General features: G+C 73.4%; 16 protein-coding genes. 9 read left to right on the top strand and 7 right to left on the bottom strand.

Translation table 11 applies throughout. The annotated features are described in order from the left end of the window. Positions 1–98: 98 nt before the first annotated feature. Positions 99–1,094, bottom strand: a complete 996-nt coding sequence (locus P3T41_RS34940) for a helix-turn-helix domain-containing protein (RefSeq protein ID WP_280694684.1) — start codon at positions 1,092–1,094, stop codon at positions 99–101. A 303-nt stretch (positions 1,095–1,397) separates the two neighbouring features. Between P3T41_RS34940 and P3T41_RS34935 the strand changes: the two genes are divergently transcribed. From P3T41_RS34935 to P3T41_RS34925, 3 genes are all read left to right on the top strand, one after another. Next, positions 1,398–2,270, top strand: coding sequence for a hypothetical protein (locus P3T41_RS34935; RefSeq protein WP_280694683.1), 873 nt, complete (start codon positions 1,398–1,400; stop codon positions 2,268–2,270). Between the two features lie 150 nt (positions 2,271–2,420). Beyond that, positions 2,421–2,606, top strand: a complete 186-nt coding sequence (locus tag P3T41_RS34930; RefSeq protein ID WP_280694682.1) for a hypothetical protein — start codon at positions 2,421–2,423, stop codon at positions 2,604–2,606. A gap of 109 nt (positions 2,607–2,715) precedes the next feature. Further along, entirely contained in the window at positions 2,716–5,625 is a 2,910-nt protein-coding gene (locus P3T41_RS34925; RefSeq protein WP_280694681.1) for a LuxR family transcriptional regulator, read from the top strand. A gap of 18 nt (positions 5,626–5,643) precedes the next feature. On the opposite strand, the gene P3T41_RS34920 is transcribed toward P3T41_RS34925, so the two are convergent. After that, positions 5,644–7,947, bottom strand: a complete 2,304-nt coding sequence (locus P3T41_RS34920; RefSeq protein WP_280694680.1) for a SpoIIE family protein phosphatase — start codon at positions 7,945–7,947, stop codon at positions 5,644–5,646. Between the two features lie 336 nt (positions 7,948–8,283). Between P3T41_RS34920 and dacB the strand changes: the two genes are divergently transcribed. Genes dacB through P3T41_RS34890 form a run of 6 tightly spaced genes read left to right on the top strand, consistent with a single transcriptional unit; the run spans position 8,284 to position 15,452 of the window. Next, a complete protein-coding gene (gene dacB, locus P3T41_RS34915; RefSeq protein ID WP_280694678.1) occupies positions 8,284–9,837 on the top strand; it encodes a D-alanyl-D-alanine carboxypeptidase/D-alanyl-D-alanine-endopeptidase in 1,554 nt (517 codons plus the stop codon). After that, positions 9,831–11,486 carry an ABC transporter substrate-binding protein gene (locus tag P3T41_RS34910; RefSeq protein WP_280694677.1) on the top strand — a complete coding sequence of 552 codons (1,656 nt, stop codon included), beginning with the start codon at positions 9,831–9,833 and terminating at the stop codon, positions 11,484–11,486. The genes dacB and P3T41_RS34910 overlap by 7 nt, the downstream gene beginning before the upstream one ends. A gap of 32 nt (positions 11,487–11,518) precedes the next feature. Further along, entirely contained in the window at positions 11,519–12,445 is a 927-nt protein-coding gene (locus P3T41_RS34905; protein WP_280694676.1) for an ABC transporter permease, read from the top strand. Continuing rightward, the gene (locus P3T41_RS34900) at positions 12,438–13,382 is read left to right on the top strand and encodes an ABC transporter permease (RefSeq protein WP_280694675.1); all 945 of its coding nucleotides are present in this window, start codon (positions 12,438–12,440) and stop codon (positions 13,380–13,382) included. Before P3T41_RS34905 ends, P3T41_RS34900 begins: the two co-directional genes overlap by 8 nt. Before the next feature lie 60 nt (positions 13,383–13,442). Continuing rightward, a complete protein-coding gene (locus P3T41_RS34895; RefSeq protein ID WP_280694674.1) occupies positions 13,443–13,889 on the top strand; it encodes a nucleoside deaminase in 447 nt (148 codons plus the stop codon). A 3-nt stretch (positions 13,890–13,892) separates the two neighbouring features. Further along, the gene (locus tag P3T41_RS34890; RefSeq protein WP_280694673.1) at positions 13,893–15,452 is read left to right on the top strand and encodes an NAD(P)/FAD-dependent oxidoreductase; all 1,560 of its coding nucleotides are present in this window, start codon (positions 13,893–13,895) and stop codon (positions 15,450–15,452) included. A gap of 6 nt (positions 15,453–15,458) precedes the next feature. Here P3T41_RS34890 and P3T41_RS34885 read toward each other — a convergent pair whose 3' ends face one another. From P3T41_RS34885 to P3T41_RS34865, 5 genes are all read right to left on the bottom strand, one after another. Continuing rightward, a complete protein-coding gene (locus P3T41_RS34885; protein ID WP_280694672.1) occupies positions 15,459–20,534 on the bottom strand; it encodes an SAV_2336 N-terminal domain-related protein in 5,076 nt (1,691 codons plus the stop codon). Next, entirely contained in the window at positions 20,524–21,555 is a 1,032-nt protein-coding gene (locus P3T41_RS34880; protein WP_280694671.1) for a MoxR family ATPase, read from the bottom strand. Before P3T41_RS34880 ends, P3T41_RS34885 begins: the two co-directional genes overlap by 11 nt. Before the next feature lie 58 nt (positions 21,556–21,613). After that, positions 21,614–23,383, bottom strand: coding sequence for a trypsin-like peptidase domain-containing protein (locus P3T41_RS34875; RefSeq protein WP_280694670.1), 1,770 nt, complete (start codon positions 23,381–23,383; stop codon positions 21,614–21,616). Between the two features lie 4 nt (positions 23,384–23,387). Further along, on the bottom strand, positions 23,388–23,732 hold the full coding sequence (locus tag P3T41_RS34870; RefSeq protein WP_280694669.1) for a CU044_2847 family protein: 345 nt from the start codon (positions 23,730–23,732) through the stop codon (positions 23,388–23,390). Between the two features lie 84 nt (positions 23,733–23,816). Beyond that, complete coding sequence (locus P3T41_RS34865) at positions 23,817–24,686, bottom strand: aldo/keto reductase (protein ID WP_280694668.1); 870 nt, start codon at positions 24,684–24,686, stop codon at positions 23,817–23,819. Positions 24,687–24,731: the final 45 nt, after the last annotated feature.

Below are 24,731 nucleotides of genomic sequence, written 5' to 3'. Positions count from 1 at the left end.
CGATCCGAGAACCGATCAACCCCCGACGACTTCAACTGACCCGGCCTTGGCATACCCCACCCAACGACCAGAACCCACCAAAGTCACCGGTATTGGCCCTAGATCATGTCCTCGGCCCGGATGCTCCCCTCCGCGATCGCCATCGCGCCCAGCTGGAAGCGGCTGTGGGCGCCGAAGCGGTCGGTGAGGCGATCGGAGAGCCGGCGGACGGTGCGCAGCGAGACGTCCATCTGGCGGGCGGCGGAGGCGTCGGTGAGGCCCTGGGCCCAGAGCCGAAGGATGTGCTGCTCCTGGAGGGAGAGGTGGCCGCCGGTGCGGGGGCGGGCCTCGGTGAGCGCGATGGCCTCGCGCCAGTGGGTGGCGAACAGGGCGGCGAAGGCGTTGACCATCGACTCGGCGGTGCAGACCAGACCGCCCAGCACGGAGCGGAAGGTGCTGACCGGCACCACCAGGTGCTGCCGGTCGATCAGGATCATCCAGACCGGCAGCGAGGGCAGCGTGCGCACACCACCGAGCGTGTCCGTCTTCCACCGCAGGTAGGGCATCGCGGAGTTGTCGTTGCGGGTGCTCTCCAGCAGGACGGCGCGGGAGCGCACGCCGCGCCGCAGCACGGTCTCGTCCAGCGCCCGGGCGGCCTCCAGGACGGAGTCGGTCAGTCGCTCGGTGGGGCCCAGGGTGAGCACCTCCTGCCGGCAGTCCTCGGCCAGTTCGGCCACCCGCCGCCACAGCGCCGCCTCGCCGGACACCCACTCCACGCCGGGCACCTGGCCCTGGGTGCGGCGGCCATGGGTGGCCAGCAGTTGCGCGACCGCCAATCGGCTGTCCTCGAACTGCTGCTGACGCTGCGCCAGTTCGGCCTGCTGGCGGGCCAGCATGGCGGGCAGCCCGACCTCGGGTTCGACCGGCAGCCAGCCGGTGGCCCCGTCGCCGGGGGCGATCAGGTCGAGCCCGGCGAGCTGGCCCAGCGCCTCTTCCACGGACTCGGGACGCCGGTCCAACCGCTCGGCCAGTTTGTGCACATCGGCGCGCGGCTCGGCCACCATGGCCAGGTAGACCTGCTGTGCCACTGAATCGATCCCCAGTGAGGTCCGCATTTCCTACGCTCCTCGATCGTGACCTGTGCGCCGTCGCCAGTTGACGGGCGACCGGCCTCCATGCACTTCAGTTAACGGGGCGTCGGATCGGCGCGGATGCGTAGCGACTACCCATGTTCGTCGGTCCAGCACGACCGAATGCCGCGACGAATGCCGCACGAGAGCCGGGCGGATCCGGGCGGATCCGGGCGCGGCGGCACGGCCCGGGACCTGCCGCAGTACCGCTGGAGAGCCGGCGCAGTCCGCGAATATGGGGTGCTTTCACCCATGCCAGCGGGCGGCGGAAGCGGCAGGTTGGCAAGCATGCACACCACCGCTTTCGCCGACATGCCCTGGGAGCGGGTCGACCTCTCGGCAGCCGAGCTGGATCTGCCCATCGCGGTCGGCGGCTCCACCGCGCCGCACCGTCTGCTGGAGGCGTACCGCCACGGCGCCTTCCCCTTCGCCCGCCATCAGCCGCACCCATCCTGTCCGTACCCGTCCTGTCCGCAACCGTCCTGTCCGCATCCGTCCTGTCCGCGTCCGTCCTGCCCGCGACCGCACTCCGCCGACGCACAGCGGGAGTTGTACGCCCGTCATGTCGCGGACGGCCGGATCACCGCGTTCCCGGGCGTCGAGGACCCCGACGCCTACGCGCTGACCTGGTGGAGCCCGGCCCGCCGCCCGGTGCTCAGGGTCGGCACCGGACAGCTGTCCCGGCGGCTGCGACGCTGGCCGCAGAGCGGGGGACGCTGGATCGCCACCTGCGACCACGCGTTCGCCGGCGTGGTCGACGGGTGCCGGACCGGGGCGGACGCGGGCTGGATCACCGAGCCGTTCCGGGCCTCGCTGCTCAGCCTGCACGCGGCGGGCTGGGCGCACAGCATCGAGGTCTGGCAGGGCGAGGAGTTGATCGCGGGCCTCTTCGGGATCGGGATCGGCCAGGTGTTCAGCGTGGACTCGGCGTTCGGCCGGCTGCCGCAGGCGACCTTGGTGGCCTTCGCCGATCTGAGCCGGCGGCTGCGCGGTCGGGCGACGTTCATCGACACGCAGGTGCCGCACCAGTACACGGCGGCGCTCGACACCCGCTCGATCAGCCGGGCCGAGTACCTGGACACGCTGCTGGCCGTGGACCTGCCGGTGGAACCGCGGCCGGGGGTGCTGGCGGTCGAGCCGTGGCCGACCGAGGCCGACTGACCGATGCCGCGCCCCACCCGGCGAGGAGCCCACTCCCCTACCCATCCCCCATGGGTGCCCGCTCGAAGATATGGGTGAGTCACACCCATGTGGCCGTTCACCTGCGCTGACAGGCTTCTTCTCGAAGCCGGATACGACAGAGAGCAGGCGATGACGATGAAGAAGTTCCAGCTGAAGTCCGCGATCTCCGCCGCCACCCTGAGCGCCCTGGTGCTCCTCGGCGCACTGGGCGCGACCGCCGCAAGCGCCGGTACCGCCTACGCGGACTCCACCTCCACCTGCGTCGTCACCACGACCACCAACTGCCCGGCCGACGGCGGCACCGCCAACGGCTGACGCAACCTCGCGACCGGAACTGAATGTTCGATATTCAAACGGATTCTCGCTGAAATAACCTCAGGACGTGCATACCCCAAGAGGTTTGGGGTAGGTTGCGCGGGTGCAGGTGTCGTCACCGATAGTGATCGGGCGGGAAGCGGAGCTCAGCCTCCTCGACAGCGCGCTCAGCGGAGCACGAGCCGGCCGCGGCGGGGCGGTCTTCATGGTCGCCGACGCGGGCCTCGGCAAGTCGCGGCTCGTTCAGGAGTGCCTCACGATGGCCGCCGACGGCGGGATGGCCGTACTGCGCGGCCGGGCCACCCAGGCCGGCGCGACGGTCCCCTACCGGCCGCTCACCGAGGCGCTGTTCTCGATCGTCCGCTCGGGCGCCGTACCGGACGATCCCGAGTTGGCCCCCTACCGACCGGCGCTGGGACGCCTGATCCCCGAGTGGCGCGACACCCTCCCGTACGAGAGCGACGATTCGCCGGTGGTGTTGGCAGAATCGGTTCTGCGCCTGCTCAACGTGGTCGGCCGCGGGCGCGGTGCGCTGATCTGCCTGAGCGATCTGCAGGACTGCGACGCCGAGACGATGAGCATCGTCGAGTACCTGGTGGACAACCTGGCCGACCTCCCGGTGCTGCTGCTGGCCACGGTCCGTTCCACCCCCTCGCCCGCGCTGAGCCTGGCCCGGTCGAGCGCCCGCCACCGGGTGGCCCGGCTGCTGGAGCTGGCGGCGCTGACGGATGATCAGGTGGCCGAACTCGCCGCCGCCTGCCTGGGCGTCGAGCCGGCCGAGCTGCCGTCGGGCCTGCTCGGCTGGCTCACCCAGAGTGCCGACGGCAACCCGTTCATCGTGGAGGAACTGCTCCGCGGCGGCATCGACTCGGGCGCCCTGGCCCGCACCCGTGAGGGCTGGCGGATGGTCGAGGGCGTGCCGCGCGACATGCCGTCCACGGTGGCCTCCAGCGTGAACGACCGCGCCCGGCGGCTGGGCACCGAGTGGCACACCGCGCTGCAGGCCGCCGCGATCATCGGACGCCGATTCCCGCTGGACGCGCTGCGCCAGGTCTGCGGCCTCGCCGAGGACGAGTTGCACGCGCTGGTGCGGGCCGGGACCGAGGCGCAGTTGCTCGCGCCCTCGTCCAGCGCGCCCGACTGGTGCGCCTTCCGCCACTCGTGGACCGCCGAGGCGCTGGCCAGCGCGGTGCTGCCGGCCCAGCGCCGGGCGCTGGCCGCCGCGGCGGCGAACGCGGTGGAGTCGCTCGACCCCGATCTGCCGGGCGAGCTGTGCCAGTTGGCCGCTCGGCTGCGGCTGGCCACCGGCGACCGGGCGGCCGCCGGGCTGCTCTACGCCCGGGCCGGGCGCCGGGCGCTCGGCGAGGGCGCGGCGGCCTCGGCGGAGCGGCTGCTGGACCAGGCGCTGGAGCTGGTGCCGGCCGACTCGCACCCCGATCGGCGGGCCGAGGTGCTGGAGTCGCTGCTCTACGCGCTGACCGAGGCGGGCGACGTCGAGCGGGCGCTGCGCCGGGGCGCTGACCTGTACGGCTCGGTGCTGCTCTCGCCGCAGCAGCGGGCCGAGTTGCTGACCCGGCTGGCCTGGGTCTGCGTGGTGGGCGGTCACTGGGAGAAGGCTGCGGAGCAGGTGGCGCTGGCCCGCCGGCTGCTCACCGACTCGGCCGTCCCCGGCCAGCTGGCGGCGCTGGACGTGGTCGAGGCGCATCTGCTCACGCTGGCCGGCAGCCAGGGCGACGACCGGGCGACGCGGGCCGAGGAGCTGGCGCTGCGCGCGGTGCGGACCGCCGAGCAGGTGCCGCTGCCGGCCACCGCCTGCCAGGGCCGCCAGGTGCTGGCGCTGCTGGCCCGGCGGCACAGCTTCGACGAGGCGGACGTGCACCTGCGCCACATGTTCGGCACGGCGGACGCGCACGGGTTGCCGATCTGGCGGCTGCGGGCCCAGATCCGGTTGGCCACCAACGAGTTGATGCGCACCGGGGAGGCTGAGCAGATCCAGCTGGCCCGCCAGGCGGCGCTCACCCTGGGCGCGGTCACCGCCGCGGCGCAGGCCGACGCCACGATCGCGATGCAGCAGGTGCTGTACTGCGAGTTCGACCAGGCCGAGGCACTGGCCGATCGGCTGCTGGAGTCGACGGTCCGCATGCACCAGGACGGCGAGTCGCAGTTCTGCCTGGTGATCAAGATCGCGGCGCAGGCGCACCAGGGCCGCCGCGAGGGGATGCGGGCGACGCTGGCCGAGTTCCGCAGGCGCGGCGGCGAGCAGTCCTTCCACGCGCCGGTGGTCTTCGGGCACCGGGCGATCTGCGCGTTGCTGGGCGAGGACCGGCCGGGTGCGGAGGCGGAGATGGCGCGGGTGCGCGAGTGGGAGCGCACGCACCCGACGATCTACTACCAGTCAGGGCGCTACGGGCTGGGCGTGCTGCTCGAGGTGCTGGCCGACCGTGCCGGCGAGGAGCTGCTGGCCGAGACTTCGGCCGCCCATGCCGCACAGCTGAGATGGAACCTGCAGTTCGTGCTGGCAGCTGAGGCCGTCCTGCTGGGCCGCACCGGACAGGCGGCCGCGGCCGCGGCGAAGCTGGCCCAGGCGCGCACCGCTGCCGCACCCTTCCCGATGGCCCGTCATCTGGTGCTGCGGCTGGTCGCCGAGGCGGCGCTGGCCGACGGCTGGGGCGCGCCGGTGGACTGGCTGCGGGCCGCCGAGGAGTACTTCCACGGCAGCGACGTGGCCGCGCTGGCCGGTGCCTGCCGCGCCCTGCTGCGCAAGGCGGGGGTGCGGGTGATGCAGCGCCGCACCGGCAACGAGGCCGTGCCGCCGCAGCTGGCGGGCAAGGGCGTCACCGCCCGTGAGTTCGAGGTGCTGATGCTGCTCGGCGAGCGGCGGGCGAACCCGGAGATCGCCAAGCTGCTCTTCATCTCGCCGCGCACGGTGGAGAAGCATGTGGCCAGCCTGATGGTCAAGTTGGACAGCGCGGACCGCCGGGCGCTGTCCGTCCTGGTGACCGGTCTCGAACTGTCCTGACCCGACTGCCGTTCGAGGTCAGTCGGCCACCGAGCGGACCAGCAGCAGCGCCACGTCGTCGGTGCGGTGCTCGGCCTGCCCCGACTGGTCGATCAGCGTGTCGGCCAGCTGGTCCAGGGGTTCGCCGCCGTGCCGGGCCAGCGTGCTGGTGAGCCTGGCCAGCGCCTGGTCCAGGTCGCCGCCCGGGGTCTCGACCAGGCCGTCGGTGTAGAGCAGCAGGGTGGTGCCGACCGGCAGCCGGATCAGCGTCTGCGGGTACTCGGCGGCCGGGTCGACGTTCAGCACCACGCCGCTGCGCGGGGCGAGCAGCCGGGCCCGGCCGTCGGGGCTGCGCAGCACCGGCACCGGGTGCCCGGCGTCGGCCAGCCAGGCCTGCCGGCGCGGCAGGTCCACCCGCAGGTAGGCGCAGCTGGCGAGCAGGTTGGTGCCCAGGTCGAGGACCAGCCGGTTGGTGCGGGCCATGACGGTGCTGGGGTCGGAGTCGGCGGTGGCGAAGGCGCGCACGGCGGTGCGGATCTGGCCCATCAGCGCGGCCGCGTTGACGTTGTGGCCCTGGACGTCCCCGATCACCACCGCCACCGCGTCGCGGTCGACCCGGATCAGGTCGTAGAAGTCGCCGCCGATGTCCATCCCCTCGGTGGCCGGCAGGTAGCGGGCGGCGGTCCGCAGGCCCGGGATGGTGGGCAGCACGCTCGGCAGCAGGCGGTCCTGCAGGCCGCGGGCCAGCCCCGATTTGGTGTCGTAGAGCCGGGCCCGGTCCAGCGCCTGGGCGATCAGGCCGCCGAGCGCGGTCAGCACGGCCCGCTCCTCCAGGGCGAAGCGGTGCGGCTCGGCGAAGGCCAGCACGCAGGTCCCGATCAGCCGCCCGGAGGTGACCAGCGGCAGGTAGGCCCAGGCCGCCATGCCGTCCTGCGTCTCGGGGCGTCCCGCGTAGAGCCGCTCCAGCTCGCCCCGGGTCTCGAAGAAGGCCGGTGCGGGGACGGTCGCGGCCTGCACCCCGGGGGTGGACTCGGTCAGCGGGGTGCCGTCGAACTGATCGACCAGCCCGGGCGGGTAGCCGCGGTGGCCGACCAGCCGCAGCTTGCCGCTCTCGGCCAGCAGCACCGCGACGGCCTGGCCGCCGAAGCCCGGCACGATCTGGTCGGAGACCATGCTCACCACGTCCTGCACGCTGGCCGCCTCGGTCAGCGCGGTGGCCAGGTGCAGGATGTGGTAGAGCGCGCCCGGGCGGGTGTGCGGCATCGGGTCGGCCAGCGGGTCGGACATCGGCGGAGCGTCCGGCAGCGCGCGGTCGGTGACCGCGGCGGCCGCGACCCGCACGGTGACCCCGTACGGGTCGGGGAAGAGCCGGAAGGAGAGCCAGTGGTCCGGCGGGCGCAGCGCGACGAAGGAGGAGGGCTCGCCGCTGATCATGGCGGCCCGGTAGTGGTACTCGTAGATCGGGTCGCGCAGCCACGGCAGCGCCGTCCACGGTTTGACCCCCAGCAGCTGCTCGACCGGCCGCCCGAGCAGGCGCGCGGCCTGCGTGGTGACCAGGGCCAGCCGCCCGTCCAGCCCCAGCGAGCAGACGCCGTCCGGCAGCCGCGCCACCGTCGCGAGGAGCGGGTCGGCGGCGCCGCCGGGCGGGCTGACCGGCACCGGGCGCGGGGCGGGCCGGATCGGCGGATCGGCGCGGGCCAGCAGCTCGGTCAGCCGCCGGGCGATCTCGGCCAGTCCGTGCCGCTCGCGCTGCGACAGCTCGGCGGGGTGCGCGGCCGGCCAGATGAAGAACACCGCCCCGTAGGCGCGCTCGGCCGCGACCAGCGGCGCGGCCGCCAGGCAGAACGCGTACGGCATGCCGACCGCCACTCGCGGGTACCGCCGCGCCATCTCCTCCCCGCCGCCCACCCAGATCCGCGCCCCGGTGCGCACCGCGTCCGTCACCGGGATCGTCGAGGCCAGCGCCACGTGCTGCCAGCCCCGGGTGAACTGGCGGATCGCCCCGAAGCTCAGCGTCAGCTCCAGCACGTCCTCGTCCGGGGAGAGCAGGTAGACCCCGCCCTGGTAGGCGCCGATCAGCTCGGGCGCCGACCGCAGCGGCTCGGCCAGCGCGGCGAGCCGGGCATCGGTCGACGGCTCGACGGCCCCTGCACCGAGCCGGGCACCGGTCGACGGCTCGACCGCCCCTGCACCGAGCCGGGCACCGGTCGGCGACTCGACCGCCCCTGCACCGAGCCGGGCACCGGTCGGCGACTCGACCGCCCCTGCACCGAGCCGGGCACCGGTCGACGACTCGACGGCCCCTGCTTCGAGCCGCGAGGACGTCGGCTGTGACCCGCTCACCGCAACCACCTCGCTCGCGCCGCCGGGCTGCACCCGCGCGACTCCTACCATCTTGGCCCGTCCGGGTGGCAGATGTCCCGGCGCGGCCGCCACGGATCACGCGGACTCGCCGATCGGCCCGGCGAGCGACCCGCTGACCTGCGGGTCGCCGAGCGCGGCACGCAGGCCGGCGGGCCCGCCGCAGACCGGGCGCTGCATGCTCATCGCACAGTCATACCAGCTGACAACAGGTCCGCCGGGCGAGGGAATTCTGGCCTGCGGCGTGTCACCCACCGCCGCCAGGGGCCGCCCGGCGCGAAGGTGGTGTCCCGCAGCCCGTTCGCCCCTGGAGGCCCAGTGCCCAGCATTCCGGCCCGGCGGCTGGCCGCGCCGCTCGCCGCCGTCCTCGTCGCGCTGCTGCTGACCGGCTCCGCACGGAGCGAGGTGCCCGCCACCGCGCCCGGCTCGCTCCGCGCGGACCTGGACCAGCTGCTCACCGACGCCCGGCTCACCGGGGCCGAGACCTCCGTCCTGGTCACCGACGCCGCCACCGGCGAGGTGCTCTACCAGCACGAGCCCGGCGCGCTGATGATGCCCGCCTCCACGCTGAAGACCGTCACCGCGGCCGCCGCGCTCGACCTGCTCGGCCAGGAGCACCGCTTCACCACCCAGGTCCTGGCGGCCGGCCAGCGCACGGCGGGGCAGCTCGGCGGCGACCTGGTGCTGCGCGGCGGCGGTGACCCCAGCCTGTTGCCCGCCGACCTGGACGCGCTGGCCGGCCGGGTGGCCGCCGCCGGGGTCACCGAGGTGACCGGCTCGGTGCTGGCCGACGCCTCCCGCTACGACGACGTCCCGCTCGGCGCCGCCTGGGCCTGGGACGACCAGGCCGCCTACTACAGCCCGCAGATCTCCGCCCTCACGCTGACCACCGACGGCGACGACGACGTGGACAGCGTGCGCCTGACCCTCACCCCCGACGCCTCACCCGGGCACCCGGCGGCGGTGCGGATCACCCCGCCCGAAGCACCGGTGCGGCTCAGCGGGCAGGCCGCCACCGGGCCGGCCGGCAGCGCGGACACCGTCGCGGTGGACCGCCACCCCGGCGGCAACGACCTGGTGCTCTCCGGCAGCCTGCCGGCCGACGCCGGCCCCACCGAGGAGTGGGTGGCGGTGGACGACCCGGCGCGCCTGGCAGCCACCGTCTTCACGGCGGCGCTGGCCCGGCACGGCGTGACGGTGCGCGGCGGGGTGCACACCGGCCAGGCACCGGCGGCTGCCACCGTGCTGGCCGCGCACGACTCGGCGCCGCTCGGCGCGCTGCTGGTGCCCTTCCTCAAGCTCAGCAACAACGGCATCGCCGAGCACCTGGTGAAGGAGATCGGCGTGGTCAGGTCCGGCGACGGCAGTTGGGCGGCCGGGCTGGACCAGGTGCGCGGCTTCCTGCGGCGCAACGGCCTGGAGACCACGGCGGCCCGCCAGGTGGACGGCTCGGGGCTGTCGCGGCAGAACCTGACGACCGGTCAGCGGCTGGTGTCGCTGCTGCGCTTCGCCCGCAGCCAGCCGTGGTTCACCGCCTGGTACGACGCGCTGCCGGTGGCCGGGGACCCGCGCCGGATGGTCGGCGGCACCCTCACCAACCGGCTGCGCGGCACCGCCGCCGAGGGGCGGGTGCACGCGAAGACCGGATCGATGACCGGCGTGGACGCGCTGGCCGGCTACCTGGACCGGGCCGACGGGCGCACGCTCGCCTTCAGCGTGCTGATCAACAACTTCGCCGCCGACAGCCCGCGCCCGGTGATCGACGCGCTGCTGGTCCGGCTCGCCTCCGACGCGGCGGCGGCGCCGCAGCGGGCGGTCCCCGCCGCCCCGCACGACTGGGAGTCCGCCTGCGCGGCGGCCGCCCGGTGCTGACCGGACGGCGGCCCGAGCGACGGTCCGAACGTGGCCCCGGGCGGCGGCTGCTGCCCCGCACGCTGCTGGCCTTCGCGCTGGTGGCCTTCGCGGGCGCCAGCTGCGCGCGCACCGCCGCCGAGGACGACCGGCCCGTCCCGGCCGTCCCCGGCGGCGCGTACTCGGTCGCGCTCACCGAGCCCGACCACCTCACCCCCGGCCGCACCACCAGCAGCTACGCCTTGCAGGTGTTGCAGGGCGTCTTCGACACCCCGCTCGCCCTGGACCCGCAGGACGGCCACCCCGTCCCGCTCGCCGCCAGCTCGCTGACCAGCACCGACCAGCAGGTCTGGACCATGACGCTCCGTCAGGGCGCCGTCTTCCAGAACGGCGAGCCGGTCACCGCCGCCGGCTTCGCCGCCGCCTGGGACGCCGCCGCCTACGGACCGAGCGGCTGGGACGCCAACTCCTACTTCACCCAGATCGCCGGCTACGACGACCTCAACCCGCCCGACGGCCGGCTGCCGACCACCCGCCATCTGAGCGGCCTCCAGGTGCTGGACGACCACACGCTTAGGGTCACCCTGAAGGCCCCGTTCAGCCAGTTCCCGATGCTGCTCAGCTTCCCCGCCTTCGCCCCGCTCCCGCAGGCCGCCTTCACCGACCCGGACGGATTCGACCTGCACCCGGTGGGCAACGGCCCGTTCCAACTGGACGGCCCCTGGCGGCACAACCAGCGGATCGACCTCAAGCGGGCCGCCTCCTACACCGGCCCGCGTCCCCCGATGGCCGATGCCGTGCACTTCAGGATCTTCACCAGCAAGGACACCGCCTTCACCGAACTGCGGGCCGGCCACGTCGACTTCGTCACCAGCGTGCCCGCCGCCCGGGCCTACGAGGCCAAGCGCACCTTCGGCCGGCACTACGCGGTGCGGCCCAGCGGCACGATGGACTACCTCGGGCTGCCGATCTGGGATCCGCGCTACGCGAACCCGCAGCTGCGCCGGGCGATCTCCATGGCGATCGACCGACCGGGCATCACCCGGGCCATCTACAACGAGGTCTTCACCCCGGCCGACTCGCTGGTGGGCGCCACCATCCCCGGCCACCGCGCGGGCGCCTGCGGCGAGACCTGCGAGTACCGCCCCACCGAGGCCAGGCAGCTGTTCCAGCAAGCCGGCGGGTTCACCGGCACGTTGGCGCTGTACTTCGCCAACTCCGATCCCACGTACCTGCAGTGGATGACGGCCGTGGCCAACGAGCTGCGGCAGAACCTGGGCATCCGGGACGTCGCGCTGCGCACCATGGCCGCCGCCGACCTCGGCCCGATCCTCAACCACCATCAGGCCACCGGGCCCTACCGGCAGAACTGGGTCGCCGACTACCCCAGCGAGCAGAACTACCTGGCCGGGCTGCTCGGCCCCGGCACCCGCTCGGGCTGGTCCGACCCCGCCTTCAACGCCCTGCTCGCCCAGGGCGACGCCGCCGCCACAGCCGAGCAGAGCATCGCCCACTACCACCAGGCCGAGGACCTCGCGCTCCAGCAACTGCCGCTGATCCCGCTGTGGAACTGGCAGGACCAGACCGCCTGGAGCGGCCGGGTGGGCAACGTCCAGCTCGACCCGTACGCGGCCGGGTTGCGCCTGGAGCAGATCACGGTCCGTCATTGACCGTCGTCAGAAAGAGATCAGAAAGAGAACTGATGGGTCGCTATCTGCTACGCCGACTGCTGTACACCGTCCCCGTGCTGTTGGCCACCACCTTCCTGATCTACACCCTGGTCTTCGTGCTGCCCGGCGACCCGATCCAGGGCCTGGCCGGCGACCGGCCGGTGCCGGCCTCGGTGCTCGCCGAGCTGCGCCACCGCTACCACCTGGACCAGCCGCTCTTCGTGCAGTACGCCGCGTACCTGCGCGGGCTGCTGCGCGGCGATCTGGGCCGCACCTTCACCGGCGAGCCGGTGGCCCAGGCGCTGGCCGGGCGCTGGCAGGTGACGCTGCGCCTGGGCCTGACCGCCTGGTTGCTGGAGGCCGGCCTCGGCACCGTGCTCGGGGTCTGGGCCGGGCTGCACCGGGGCCGCTGGGCGGACCGCCTGGTGCTGGGCGGCACCACCCTGGTGATCGCCGTGCCCGTCTACATCCTCGGCTACCTGGCCCAACTGGTGCTCGGCGTGCGGCTCGGCTGGTTCCCGGTCTCCGGCACCGACGCCGGCTGGCCGACCGCCTACCTGCTGCCCGGCCTGGTGCTGGCCTCCTTCGGGGCCGGCTACGTCGCCCGGCTCACCCGCACCTCGCTGCTGGAGCACCTGCGCGCCGACTACGTGCGCACCGCGACCGCCAAGGGGCTGCCCCGGCGGCGGGTGGTGGTGCGGCACGCGCTGCGCAACTCGCTGCTCCCGGTGGTCACCTTCCTCGGCGTGGAGCTAGGCTCGCTGCTGGCGGGGGCGGTGGTCACCGAGTACATCTTCAACCTGCCGGGGATCGGCCAGCAGGTCTTCCAGGCGATCCAACTGCGCGAGGGGCCGACGGTGGTGGGCGTCACCACGGTGCTGGTCCTGGTCTTCTGCCTGGCCAACCTGACGGTCGACGTGCTGTACGGGCTGCTCGACCCGCGGATCCGGCATGACTAGCCCGGCCGAGGTGCCCGCCGCGCCCGGCTCTCCCGAACTCGGCTCACCCGAACTCGGCGCGCCACCGCCGCCCGACCTGCTGCCACCGGCCCGGCCCACCCTGCGCCGGCCACGCCGGCTGACCGCCCGGCCCGGCCTGCTGGCCTGCGCCGCCTTCCTGCTGCTGGTCGCGCTGATGGCGCTCTTCCCGGACCCGTTCATCGCCCTGCTCACCCATGACAGCGGGCGCTGCGAGCTGATCGACGCCAGGGTCGGGCCGAGCCCGGGCCACCCGTTCGGCTTCGACACCCAGGGCTGCGACTACCTGGCGCAGATCGTCCGGGGCAGCCGCCCGCCGCTGCTGATCGGCCTCGCGGTGACCGCCGGGGCACTGGCGCTGTCGGTGCTGCTCGGCCTGCTGGCCGGGTTCTACGGCGGCTGGGTGGACGGCCTGCTCTCGCGGACCACCGACGTCTTCTTCGGCCTGCCGTTCCTGCTCGGCGCCACGGTGATCCTGGTCGCCTTCCCCGGTCACGGGCTCGGCGCCATGACGCTGGTACTGGTGGTGCTCGGCTGGACCACCATGACCAGGGTGATGCGGGCCCAGGTGCTCGGGGTGAAGGACGCCGAGTACGTCCGGGCCGCGCGCGCCACTGGGGCGGGCCCGCTGCGACTGATGCTCCGTCACATCCTGCCGAACGCCGTGACACCGGTGGTGGTGGTCGCCATGCTGAACGTCGGGAACGTCATCTCGGGCGAGGCCACCCTGGACTTCCTGGGCGTCGGGCTGCAGTATCCGGCCCTCTCCTGGGGGCTCCAGCTGAACGCCGCGCAGGCCTACCTGCTCGACTTCCCGCATCTGCTGCTGTTCCCGGCGCTGTTCCTGTCGGGCACCGTGCTGAGCCTGCTGCTGCTCGGCGACGCCGTCCGGGACGCCTACGACCCGACCCTGCGGTGACCGTCGACCGCCGGCGGCGCAGCATTGCCCTGTGGTGCCACCGTCAGGGAGAGTGGTGACATGGCGACGGACCCGCGGACGATGCTCTCGGTGGCGCTGGCGGAAGCCCGGCTCGGCCTGGCCGAGGGCGGCATCCCGATCGGCGCGGCGCTCTTCGGCGCCGACGGCGAGTTGCTCGGGCGCGGCCACAACCGCCGCGTGCAGGACGGCGATCCGTCCATGCACGCCGAGACGGCGGCCTTCCGCGCGGCCGGCCGGCTGCGCGGCTACCGGCGCACCACGATGGTCACCACGCTGTCGCCCTGCTGGTACTGCAGCGGACTGGTGCGGCAGTTCGGCATCGGGCGGCTGGTGGTGGGCGAGGCCGAGACCTTCCACGGCGGGCACGACTGGCTGGCCGAGCACGGGGTGCGGGTGACCGTCCTCGACGACGCCGAATGCGTCACGCTGATGCGGGAGTTCATCGCCGCCCGACCCGAACTCTGGTCCGAGGACATCGGAAGGTGACAGGTGCCCGCTGAACTCCCCCACTACGACGCGGTGATCGTCGGCGGCGGCCACAACGGACTGGTCGCCGCCGCCTACTTGGCCGGGGCCGGGCGCAACGTGCTGCTGCTGGAGCGGCTGGCGCACACCGGCGGGGCTGCCGTGTCCAGCCAGGCCTTCGCCGGCCTGCCCGCCCGGCTCTCCCGGTACTCCTACCTGGTCAGCCTGCTGCCACGCAAGATCGTCGACGAGCTGGGCCTGCGCTTCGCGGTGCGGCGGCGGCGCATCTCCTCGTACACGCCGGCCGTGCGCGAGGGCCAGGCCACCGGCCTGCTGGTGGACCACGCGGACCAGGCCCGCACGGCCGCCTCGTTTCACGAACTGACTGGCTCGGAGCGCGAGTTCAAGGCCTGGCAGGAGTTCTACGGGATGACCGGGCAGGTGGCCGAGCGAGTCTTCCCCTCGCTCACCGAGCCGCTGCCGACCCGCGCGGAGCTGCGCCGGCGGGTGGGCGACGAGGCGGCCTGGACGACGCTCTTCGAGCGGCCGCTCGGCGAGAGCGTGGAGCGGCATTTCGCCGACGACCTGGTCCGGGGCGTGGTCCTCACCGACGCGCTGATCGGCACCCAGACCTGGGCGCACGACCCGTCGCTGCGACAGAACCGCTGCTTCCTCTACCACGTGATCGGCGGCGGCACCGGCGACTGGGCGGTGCCGGTCGGCGGCATGGGCGCGCTCACCGACGCGCTGGCCGACGCGGCCCGGGCGGCCGGCGCCGAGCTGCGCACCGGCTGCGAGGTGACCGCGGTGGCCGCCGACGGCGCCGCCGCCGAGGTCACCTACCGTGACGAGGCGGGCGACCACCGGGTCGGCGCCCGCTGGGTGCTCTGCAACGCCGCGCCGCACACCCTGGCCCGGCTGCTCGGCGAGCCGCCGGCCGAGCCGGCCCCCGAGGGCGCGCAGCTCAAGGTCAACATGCTGTTGCGGCGGCTGCCCCGGCTGCGGGACCGCTCGGTGGACCCGCGCGACGCCTTCGCCGGCACGCTGCACCTCGCCGAGTCCTACCGCGAGCTGGCCGCCGCCCACCGGCAGGCCGAGGCCGGGCAGTTGCCTTCGCCGGCCCCCTCCGAGCTGTACTGCCACTCGCTCACCGACCCCTCGATCCTCGGCCCCGAGCTCGCCGCCCAGGGCTACCAGACCCTCACCCTCTTCGGCCTGCACCAGCCGGCCCGGCTCTTCACCGCGGGGACCACCGCGCAGGCGGCGTTGCGGGCGGTGCTGGCGCCGCTGGACGCCGTCCTCGACGAACCGCTCGCCGACTGCCTGGCCCTGGACGAGCACGGGCGCCCCTGCCTCGAGGTGAAGACCCCGCTGGACCTGGAACGCGAACTCGGCCTGCCCGGCGGCAACATCTTCCACCGCGACCTGGCCTTCCCGTACAGCGACGGTGACGGCGCCGCCGACCGCTGGGGCGTGGCCACCGCGCACCCGAACGTACTGCTCTGCGGCGCGGGCGCGGTGCGCGGCGGCGGCGTCAGCGGCATCCCGGGGCACAACGCGGCGATGGCGGTGCTGGAGCGCTGACGCGCTTCAGGGTGCCGGGTCTCGTGCCTCGGAAGGCTGCTCGATGCGGTAGTGCCGTGAGACCAGCGGGCCGGTCGCGGACCTCCCCGCTGCCGACCCGGCCCACCGGGCCAGCAAGCCGCGCAGCTCGTCCACTCCACCGGGATGGGCCTCCAGCCGGTGCTGGATGCGAATGCTCCACTCGGCAATGGCCACCTCAGCACGCGCGCCGACCCGTGGGCGGGCTGCGAGAGTCTGCATACGCAGCAGGTCAAGCTCCTCCGCTGCCGACGCCTGGAGGCGACCGGCCCCGTGCCAGAGCTGAAGCAGCCCGTCCCGACATTCCGGCCACTCGTCCGAATCCGCCAGGCGGACGAGCGAGACCGCTGCGGCGTGGGCGAGAGCGGCCGCTTCCGCCGTAATCCCACGGCCTGAGCGGCGGACCAGGTCTGCGACGCTCCAGCGTGGTCGCGCCGTGAGCAGCTCACCGGCCGTGCGAACCCGGTGTGGCAGGAGACCGCAGTCGGTGACCACCTGGAAGGCTGCCTCCGGCTCCGCCGCCACCCGCTGCGGTCCGACGATCGCCGAGAAGAGCGCCAGCGCCTCCCGAGGCGTCAGCACCGGGACTTCCACCAATCGCGCTTCATGGATGCCAGTGAGACTCGAAGGGCTGGTGGCCAGCACGATGCTGCCGACGCCCCTGGGGAGGAGCGGCATGAGCTGGTCCCGATCCTTCGCGTCGTTCAGCAGGATGAGCATCTGCCGGTCGGCGAGCAGTGAGCGGTAGAGCGTGACGCGCTGGTCAAGCCGGCCGGGAGGAGTCGCCACGCCCAAGGCCTCGAGGAACCCGCCGAGGACGGCCGCCGGGTCGGCCGGCCCAGCACCGCTGCCACCGAGATCGGCATACAGCTGTCCGTCAGGAAACGCCGATCGCAGGCGGTGCGCCAGGCGGACGGCAATGGCCTTCTTGCCCACCCCTTCGACTCCGACCAGCAAGGTCACCGCTGGAACTGCCCCGGATCGGCCGGTGAGGTCATCCTCAAGGCGACCCAGCAGTTCCGCCCGCCCGGTGAAATCGGCCATGTCGGGCGGAAGTTGGGCAGGCTTGGAGCGGCTTCGCGGTTCGCCGACGGGTGGCGGCGCACTCGGGGCCACGGCCATGAGATCAGGGTCTCCGGCCAGGATCCGCCTGTGCAAGGCTGCCAGGGCCGGGACCGGCTCGACTCCCAACTCCGCGACCAGCAACCTGCGGGTCTCCGCATAGACGGCGAGCGAGTCCGCCTGCCGCCCGCACCGGTAGAGTGCGAGCATCAGCAGCTCGCGCAGCCGCTCGTGCAGCGGATGCTCGCTGGAGAGCGCGACGAGTTCGACCGTGATCTCGTCGTGCAGGCCGAGTTCCAACGCCACCGCGAACCTCTTCTCAGCTGCGGTGATATGACGCTCCGTCAGAATCCTGCGCTGCCTGTCGACGTACGGACCCGGGATGCCCGCGAGCGGGCTGCCCTGCCACAGCGACAGGGCAGAGACCAACAACTCGTATGCGGTCCCCAGATCTTGGGCCTCCAGTGCCGCAGCAGCCTCGTCCATTCCTCGGTCGAAAGCGGACAGGTCGAATGCCGTGGGCGGAATCCGCAGCATGTACCCGTCCCGACTCGACAGCAGGACTTTCGCCGGCTCGCGAGGCGCCCGATCGGGTTCGAGGACCGAACGCAAACGCGACATATACCCCCGCAGCACCCCGACGGCCTGCGGCGGCGGCTGGTAGTCCCATAGGCCTTCAACCAGGGCCTCGGTCGTCACGGGCTTGCCGTGGTTGAGCAGGAGCGCGGCGAGCACCGCCTGCTGCCGCAGTGGGCCGAGGGCCAGCACCTGGTCTCCACGCCTGACCTCCAGCGGGCCGAGCACCGAGAAGCTCAGGCCTTGATCGTCGGACACGTCAGCCCCCGCCCAGGCTGCCGACAGGCCGGAGGGCAGCAGCAGGCCCGGGTCGCGGGCCAACATGCGGGCGTGCAGCCTGGCGAGCTCCGGTCCCGGCTCGGGGCCGAGTTGCTGGTTCAGGGCATACCGAGCCAGCGCTTCCTCCCGTCGGCCACTGCGGTAGAGCGCCAGCATCAGGAGGCCGACCAGCCGCTGCCGCCGCGGGTAGTCAGCAGCGAGCACCTCCAGCGCGACAACGGTCTCGACGGCCCGGTCGAGCAGCAACTCACACTCCATCCGGTCCTCTTGCGCGTCCAGCCAGCGCTCGACCAGGCGACGTCGCTCGCCTTCCGCGTACGGTCCGGGCACACCCTCCAGCGGCGTCCCGCCCCAGAGCTCGAGCGCGTCGAGGAGGTGCTGTCGGGTGGCACCCACGTCGCCCGCCGAGCGGGCCGCGTCAGCTGCAGCCAACTGCCGCTCGAAGAGCAGCGCGTCGACATGGTCCGGGTCGATCCGCAGGAGGCAGCCCCCGTCCGATACGACCAGCAGCCCACGCACCGCTTCCGGGAGTTCACCGCGCAGAGCAGCCCGCAGGGTCAGCACATGGTGCAGCGTCTCAGCATGCGTCCAGCTCTCTCCCAGCAGGCCGGCGAGGTCCTCGAAGGACACCTGACGGCCTGCGCTCATCAACAACGGGACGAGCAAGGCCACCTGGGCTGCGTCAAGGACGAGGAGGCGTCTCCCGCTCCAAACGCGGACCGGTCCGAGCAGGTTGAAGCTCGGCGTGCGCTCCGGAGCGTCGCCGGGTGCACGGAGGACGTCCCGCGCGGCAAGGCGGCGGCCCACCTCAGCCGCGTCAGCCGGCCGCAGGCGCGGGTTCTGCTGCAACAGGTCGAGGATGAGCAGCTCCAGGGTGTGGGACACCTCGGGCCGGAACTGGGCAACGGGCCTGAGGCGGCCCGGGACATGAGGGTCGCTGTACGGCCGCACGCCGGTGACCATCTCGTAGAGGACGCAGCCGAGTGAGTACAGGTCGCTGCGATGGTCGGGTCGTGCACCGCGCACATGTTCTGGCGCCAGGTAGCCGGTCTCGCCCGCCGCCGATCGGCCGATCCAGTCGAATCCGAAGTCGCGGATAACGGCTTCGCCGCTCGCGCGGAACAGGATGTTGGCGGGTGTGAGGTGACCGTGAACCACGTGCTGGGAATGGAGGTATTCCAGCGCGGCGGCCACCTGCTGCCCGATCGCCACCGCCTGCGCCAGCGCGATCGGCCCGCCGGCATCGTGCAGCACAGTCCGTAGGTCAGGCCCCTCGACTGCCTCCAGCGCGAGGAAGTACAAGTCGCCGTGGACTCCGGCGGCGTACGTCTCCACGACCCCTGGGTGGTGCAGCCCCCCGAGCGCCTCGGCCAGTCGGAGGAACGTGGCGGGCGACGGCACCGACCGGTCCGCAGCGCGTTCGGCCGACAGGCGGAAGAGCTTGACGGCGACTGGCTGCCCGTCCGCCTCGTCCACGGCCTGCCAGAGCTCGCCCATGCCGCCTCGGCTGATCCGCTCGACCAGCCGGTACTGACCGTCCACCAGGTCGGTTCGCCCCTCCCGCTCCGGTGCCGACCCCGCCGCCCCCCGCAGCAGCTCCACCGTCTCCGCGCTGACCAGCGCGAACGGCGCCCCGTGCGGCACGCCCTCGCCCGCTCCCCCGCCCCCGTCGCGCGCCGCGACCAGCGCCCGGAACTCCCCGGGGACCGCCCCCGCCCGCTCCTCGATCGCGCCGCTGACCCGCTCCAGTAGGTCGGCCGTGTGCGCGACCGCCGACCGCGGCAACGTCCGCAGCAGCACCGAGCGCACCCCGGGCCGGAACTCGTACCACCCTTCACTGCCCTGACCGGTTTTCAGCATCCCGCTGAGGATCACCTCCGCGAGTTGCTGCGGCTGCGGCTGCCGCTCGACCTCGGCCTGCACCAGCCGCATCAGCGGAAGGTACGCCTCCCCCACCGCGAGGTGGCCGGCGAGCCGGAACGCCTCCGGGGAGGCCAGGGCCCGGAACCGCAGCACCAGGTCCTCGGGGGCCAGGCTCGCGAAGTCCGCATCGTCCACCGCCTCTTCGCCGCCCACCGTCGACGGTGGCGTCGGGCCCAGCCAGGCCGCCGCACCCGGCACCTGCGTGCCGCCGTGCCCGGCGACGAGCGCGGCCCAGTGCGAGAGCCAGCCGGCAGTCGGCTCCAGCACCGGCAGCGGAACAGCACGGTCGGCGCGGCCCGTCCCACGGTAGGGGGTGAACCGGAGCGTGGATTTGGGCGCCGCCGGGCCTCGGGCGGCCAGCAGGCCGGCGACGGCGGGCAGCGCGGTGCGCCGCCACAGGCGCTCCGGCAGCGGCTGCACGACGGCGACCGGCAAGCCGGCCGTCCAGCGGTGCAGGGTGCGGTACCAGCGGTCACCGGCCGCGCCTGCCCGCCACTGCGGTCCCATGCAGTCGCTCAGCACGATCGCCACCGTCCGGCCCCGGGCAGCTCCGCCGCGCTGGTCGCCGCGCAGCGCCCCGTCCGCCGTGACGCGGGCCGAGCGGATGGTGCGGAAGGCGCCGGTCTGGGCGATGGTGCGGTGCAGATCACGCACCAGAGGGCGCCACATGTGCATGGTCGGGCCGTCGTCGAAGACGAGCAACAGGTCCAGCCAGCGCTCGCTGCTGGGGCGCAGGACCGGCAGCCAGGAGCCCGGCCCCGCCCCTTGCGCGGCGATCCGGTGGGCGGTGCGGTCCTCGTCGAGGTCCCAGCCGGCCGGTGCGGGGACCAACCGCTTGAGCGGGCGCAGGGCCCGCTGCAGCGGCAGGGGGTGGGCCAGCATCGGCGCAACGGGCGTGAGCAGCGGCTGGTGCGGGCCGGCGGGATCGGCTGCGGTGCGGCCGGCGGCCGACCGTTTGCCGACGTGCAGCGGCATCCGGGGCGCACCCGGCCCGGCACTCTCCCCCACCGGCGCGGGGGCCGGCGGCAGCCCCTCCTCGCCCCTCCCGTCCACCGTGCCGGCTCCGGTGCCCGGTTCACTCCCGGCCGGCGCACCGGCCGGTGTGCCTCGCCGCTGTCCGGCCAGCCAGATGAGCTCGGCCAGCTCGGTGCCGGTGGGCCGCCGCCCACCGGCCCGGGCGAGCAGATCGGCGAGCCGGGCCAGCGCCGGGAGTTCAGAGGCCATCGGAGTCCGCTTCGGAGCTCAGATAGGCCATCAGGCTCTCCGCCAGGCCTTCGCGCGACTCGGCCTCCAACCCGGCGGCACCGGTCAGATAGATCGCGTTGAGCAGTTGGTCCGTCGCCAACTCGCCGTCGCTGCTGCGCTCCAGGAACTTCTCGATCATCCAGTGGGTGTTCTCGTCCAACTCGCCCAGGTGCGCGCGGACGATCTCCTCCAGGTGCGCCGGTCCGGGGCGGCGCAGCCGCAACGTGACGCAGCGGCGCAGGAACGCGGGCGGGAACTCGCGCTCCCCGTTGCTGGTCAGCACGACGAACGGGAAGGCCCGGCAGCGCACCTGACCGCGCCGCAGCGGGACCCGCCGGTCGCTGCCGAAGGCCATCACCTGAGCCGCGGGGGCCTGGCGCGCGAGCCGGACGAGTTCCGGGATCTCGTACTCGCCCTCCTCCAGGATGTTCAGCAGGTCGTTCGGCAGGTCCAGATCGCTCTTGTCGATCTCGTCGATGAGCAGCACCCGGGGGCGCTCGTAGGGAAGCAGCGCGGTGCCGAGCGGGCCGAGCCGCAGATGGTCCTCGATGGCCTCGCCGTCGCCTCCGCTCGGCCCCTCACCGGGCGGGACAGCACCGGCCGCGCGGCTGGCGGCATACAGCCGGGAGAGCGGATCGTACTGGTAGAGCCCGTCGCCGAGCGTGCTGCGGCTGGTGATGTTCCAGCGGAGCACCGGTCCCAGGCCCAGTTCACGCGCCACCGCGTAGGGCAGGCTGGACTTGCCGCTGCCCGGCGGGCCGGTGATCAGCAGCGGGCGCCGCAGGTAGAGAGCGGCGTTGACCAGTTGCACGCTCTTCTCGGTCGGCTTGTAGGTGCGCGCCCGGTGCACCTGGTCCGGCGAGGCCTCGGTGTCCCCCTCCGCCGCGGGCGGCGGCAGCGCGGGCCCGCCGTTGAAGGCCCGCCAGGGCGGCGGCGGGGGCAACTGCGCGATGCCGTCGTGCGGTTCCGACGCACCGGTGAAGATCGGCCACAAGGACATGCTCTGCTCCAACACTCGCTCCAGGCATAGGACTTCGGGCTCAGCCGCACCGCGCCGGTCAGCTCACCGGGGACCGCCGGTAGTCGCCCGGCTCGGGGAACCAGCGCGGGTCCTCCCAGAGGAGCACCAGGTCCTGTGCCCAGTGCGGATGCTCGCCCTCCTCGACGAAGGCCCGCTCCCTGAGCTGCCGGACATGGCCGGGGAGGTCGGCCGGGCGGATGTCGACCAGCTGCTGTGACAGCTCGTCAAGAAAGGCCCGCCCCTGGCAGTCCCCCTCGCCCTCACCCGAATGACCTCCCGCGCAGCCGAGGCGCGGCCACACCATGATCGGCACGGCGGCGTTCAGCCCCGCCTCGAGCAGCCGCTTGGCGCCGGAACCCGCAGGCGGCGCTGCGAACCCCACCAGCTCGTGCTTCGATCGGAGTTGGACGGTCAGCTTCCCCGGATCCGGCCTGCTGCCGCATTCGATCCGGTGCACCACGGACGCGGATTCCCGGTCCAGCAGCTCCCACTTCTGCTGGATCTTGTACTGGAGTGCCCCGCTGCGCCGCCGGTCCAGGTCCATCAGGACAAGCGGTGAGAAGCACCCCAGCGGAGTCGCGTCGCCCTTGGCGCGGTGCCAGCGGTCGATCGGCTGGTTGACCCACTCGCGCGGCACGGCGAACGCGATCAGTTCCTCGCTGCCGCGGTCGAGTTCCCGGAACGCCTCGTCGATCTGCTCCAGCACGTATGCGCGGATCTTGCCCTTCGGGAGCGTCCGGGTGCCCACCACCCGGCGGCAGCCGTTCCGGAACGCCGACACCTCCACCAGGAAGGTGTTGCGGTCCGCCCCGCTGCGGTCGATCTCCACCAGGATCGGCGACCAGCGCGCTCCGGTCCGCGCGGGCCCGCCGGCCTCGGCGGTCGCGCCGGCCGCGGGCCGGGCCACCGGCTCCGGTCGGTGCCGCCGGGCCCACTCCCGCAGCCGGTACCGGATGCCCGGGTCCTCGATCCGGTCCGCCAGGCAGCCGGCGAACTCGGCCACCGGCGAGCGGTCCGGTGCCGCCGCCACCTCGGTCATCACGTACCAGGCGACGTCCCACAGTGAGCGGAACCCCTCGGACAGGTGCGCGGGGCCCAGCGGCCCGACCGCGCTGCTGTACAGGCTCTCCAGCGAGTACTCGGCTGGCAGCCCGCCCGCCTGCTCCAGCAGCTCGCGCAGCTGCTGCTTGCTGCCCGTGCCGAACCCCGGGGTCGGTATCGCATCCGCCAGCGGCGGCCAGTACCTGGCCAGGACCTGGACCGGCAGCATGCGCCCGACCCGGACGTCCGGCTCGTTCGAGGCGGCCGAGACCATGCCCGCCACCCGACCGGACTCCGCCAGGACCGCGGCCGCCCCGCTGAACCCCGAGGCGAGCGCGTGACCGTAGCCGGTCCACGCCTCCAGTTGCACCCACTCGTCGGCGCTCAACTGCCGCGTGGTGGCCCGGGATTCGGCCAGTGTTCCCTCGTCGTAGCCGACCGGGAAGCCATAGCTGACCAGTTTGGGCGACGGAAACGCGTACGCCGCCTGCGGGTCGGCGAAGTCGGCCGGCCTGATGTCGACCGGACGCTCGAGCTCCAGCACGGCGACATCGCCCGGATCCGCCGCCCCGCCCGCCCATTCGCCGCGCAGCACCACGGTGGCGCCGATGGTGCCCAGTTCGGCGTGGGCCGCGAAGTACGCATCCGCCCGGTCGTCCCCGGCGACCACGTGGGCGCACGTCATCACGTGCCGGTCGGAGATCAGGAACCCCGCCCCGATCTCGCCGCGGCAGACCACCTGAACGTGCCAGGAGTTGGCGCCCACCTGCTCACCGGCTCCCGGTCGTCGCCTCGCGCTCGCCGGGTGCCCATGAGAGCTTCACGACGAGATGCCCCTCCACCGCGCTCTTGGCGATCACCGCCCCGGCCTCGGCGGTCAGCTTGACCCCGAACTCGATCTCCACCGAGTCGGGCCGGAGTTCGCCCTCACGGAACACCCGCAGTGCGGACTCCGCCGCACTGTGGATGTTCCGCAGCGCCTTGTCGAAGGTCCCGGTGGCCTGCGCGAGGGCGTCGTCGGCTCGCGATACCGGCCGGGAACCCGGCCGCCGGTCGTCCATCTCGACGACCACGTCGGCGCCACTGTCCGTCTTGAACTGAACCAGCGTGTCCACCAGACCCCCCACCATTCCAAGCATCGTGTGCCCGTCATTCTGTCGGACGGTATGGCCTGCCGCCACCAGCTGGCTGACCGGCCGTCAGACGGCGTCGGCCAGGGCCTGGAACTCCTCGTCGGTCAGCGTCAGCAGCGCGGCCGCCGTGTTCTCCTCCAGGTGCGCGACGCGGGAGGTGCCGGGGATCGGCAGCAGCACCGGGGAGCGGCGGAGCAGCCAGGCGAGGGCGAGCTGGGCGGGACTGGCGCCGCGGTCCTTGGCGATGGTGTCGAGCGGGCCGCCGGGGCGGGCGAGGTCACCGGTGGCGACCGGGTACCAGGGGATGAAGGCGATGTTCTCGGCCTCGGCGTAGGCGAGCACCGCCTCGGAGCGGCGGTTGGCCAGGTTGTAGAGGTTCTGCACGGAGACGATCTCCGCGATCGCGCGGGCCTCGACCAGTTCCTCGACGCTGACCTCGGAGAGGCCGATGTGGCGGATCTTGCCCTCCTGCTGCAGCAGCACGAGCTCGCCGAGCTGGTCGGCCAGCGGCACCTGGGGGTCGATGCGGTGCAGCTGGTACAGGTCGATCCGTTCGACACCGAGGTGCCGCAGGCTCAGCTCGGTCTGCTGGCGCAGGTACTCGGGGCGGCCGACCGGACTCCAGGCGTCCGGTCCCGAGCGGGTCAGCCCGCCCTTGGTGGCGATCACCAGGTCGTCGGCGTAGGGGTGCAGCGCCTGGCGGATCAGCTGCTCGCTGACGAACGGCCCGTAGGAGTCGGCGGTGTCGATGAAGGTGATGCCCAGCTCGACCGCGCGGCGCAGCACCCGCACCGCCTCGGCCGGGTCCGCCGGGTCGCCCCAGATGCCGGGGCCGGTGAGCCGCATGGCCCCGAAGCCGAGCCGGTTGACGGGCAGGTCCCCGCCCAGGGCGAAGGTGCCGGACGCATCGGCGGGACGCGTGGTGGTGGCGCTCATCAGGAGACTCCCGAGCTCGGTAGGAGTGAATGGTGACGCGGGCAG

The sequence above is a fragment of the Kitasatospora sp. GAS204B genome (genome assembly GCF_029892155.1).
Classification (GTDB): Bacteria; Actinomycetota; Actinomycetes; order Streptomycetales; family Streptomycetaceae; genus Kitasatospora.
Note: the sequence above shows the minus strand (reverse complement) of the source record. Positions and strands in the feature narration are given on the sequence as shown.

Excerpts from the sequence above, each read along its gene's own strand:
- P3T41_RS34865 (WP_280694668.1), bottom strand. The coding sequence starts at position 24,686 with ATGAGCGCCACCACCACGCGTCCCGCCGATGCGTCCGGCACCTTCGCC.
- P3T41_RS34895 (WP_280694674.1), top strand. The coding sequence starts at position 13,443 with ATGGCGACGGACCCGCGGACGATGCTCTCGGTGGCGCTGGCGGAAGCC.
- P3T41_RS34880 (WP_280694671.1), bottom strand. The coding sequence starts at position 21,555 with ATGTCCTTGTGGCCGATCTTCACCGGTGCGTCGGAACCGCACGACGGC.
- P3T41_RS34935 (WP_280694683.1), top strand. The coding sequence starts at position 1,398 with ATGCACACCACCGCTTTCGCCGACATGCCCTGGGAGCGGGTCGACCTC.
- P3T41_RS34930 (WP_280694682.1), top strand. The coding sequence starts at position 2,421 with ATGACGATGAAGAAGTTCCAGCTGAAGTCCGCGATCTCCGCCGCCACC.
- P3T41_RS34940 (WP_280694684.1), bottom strand. The coding sequence starts at position 1,094 with ATGCGGACCTCACTGGGGATCGATTCAGTGGCACAGCAGGTCTACCTG.
- P3T41_RS34885 (WP_280694672.1), bottom strand. The coding sequence starts at position 20,534 with ATGGCCTCTGAACTCCCGGCGCTGGCCCGGCTCGCCGATCTGCTCGCC.
- P3T41_RS34905 (WP_280694676.1), top strand. The coding sequence starts at position 11,519 with ATGGGTCGCTATCTGCTACGCCGACTGCTGTACACCGTCCCCGTGCTG.
- P3T41_RS34900 (WP_280694675.1), top strand. The coding sequence starts at position 12,438 with ATGACTAGCCCGGCCGAGGTGCCCGCCGCGCCCGGCTCTCCCGAACTC.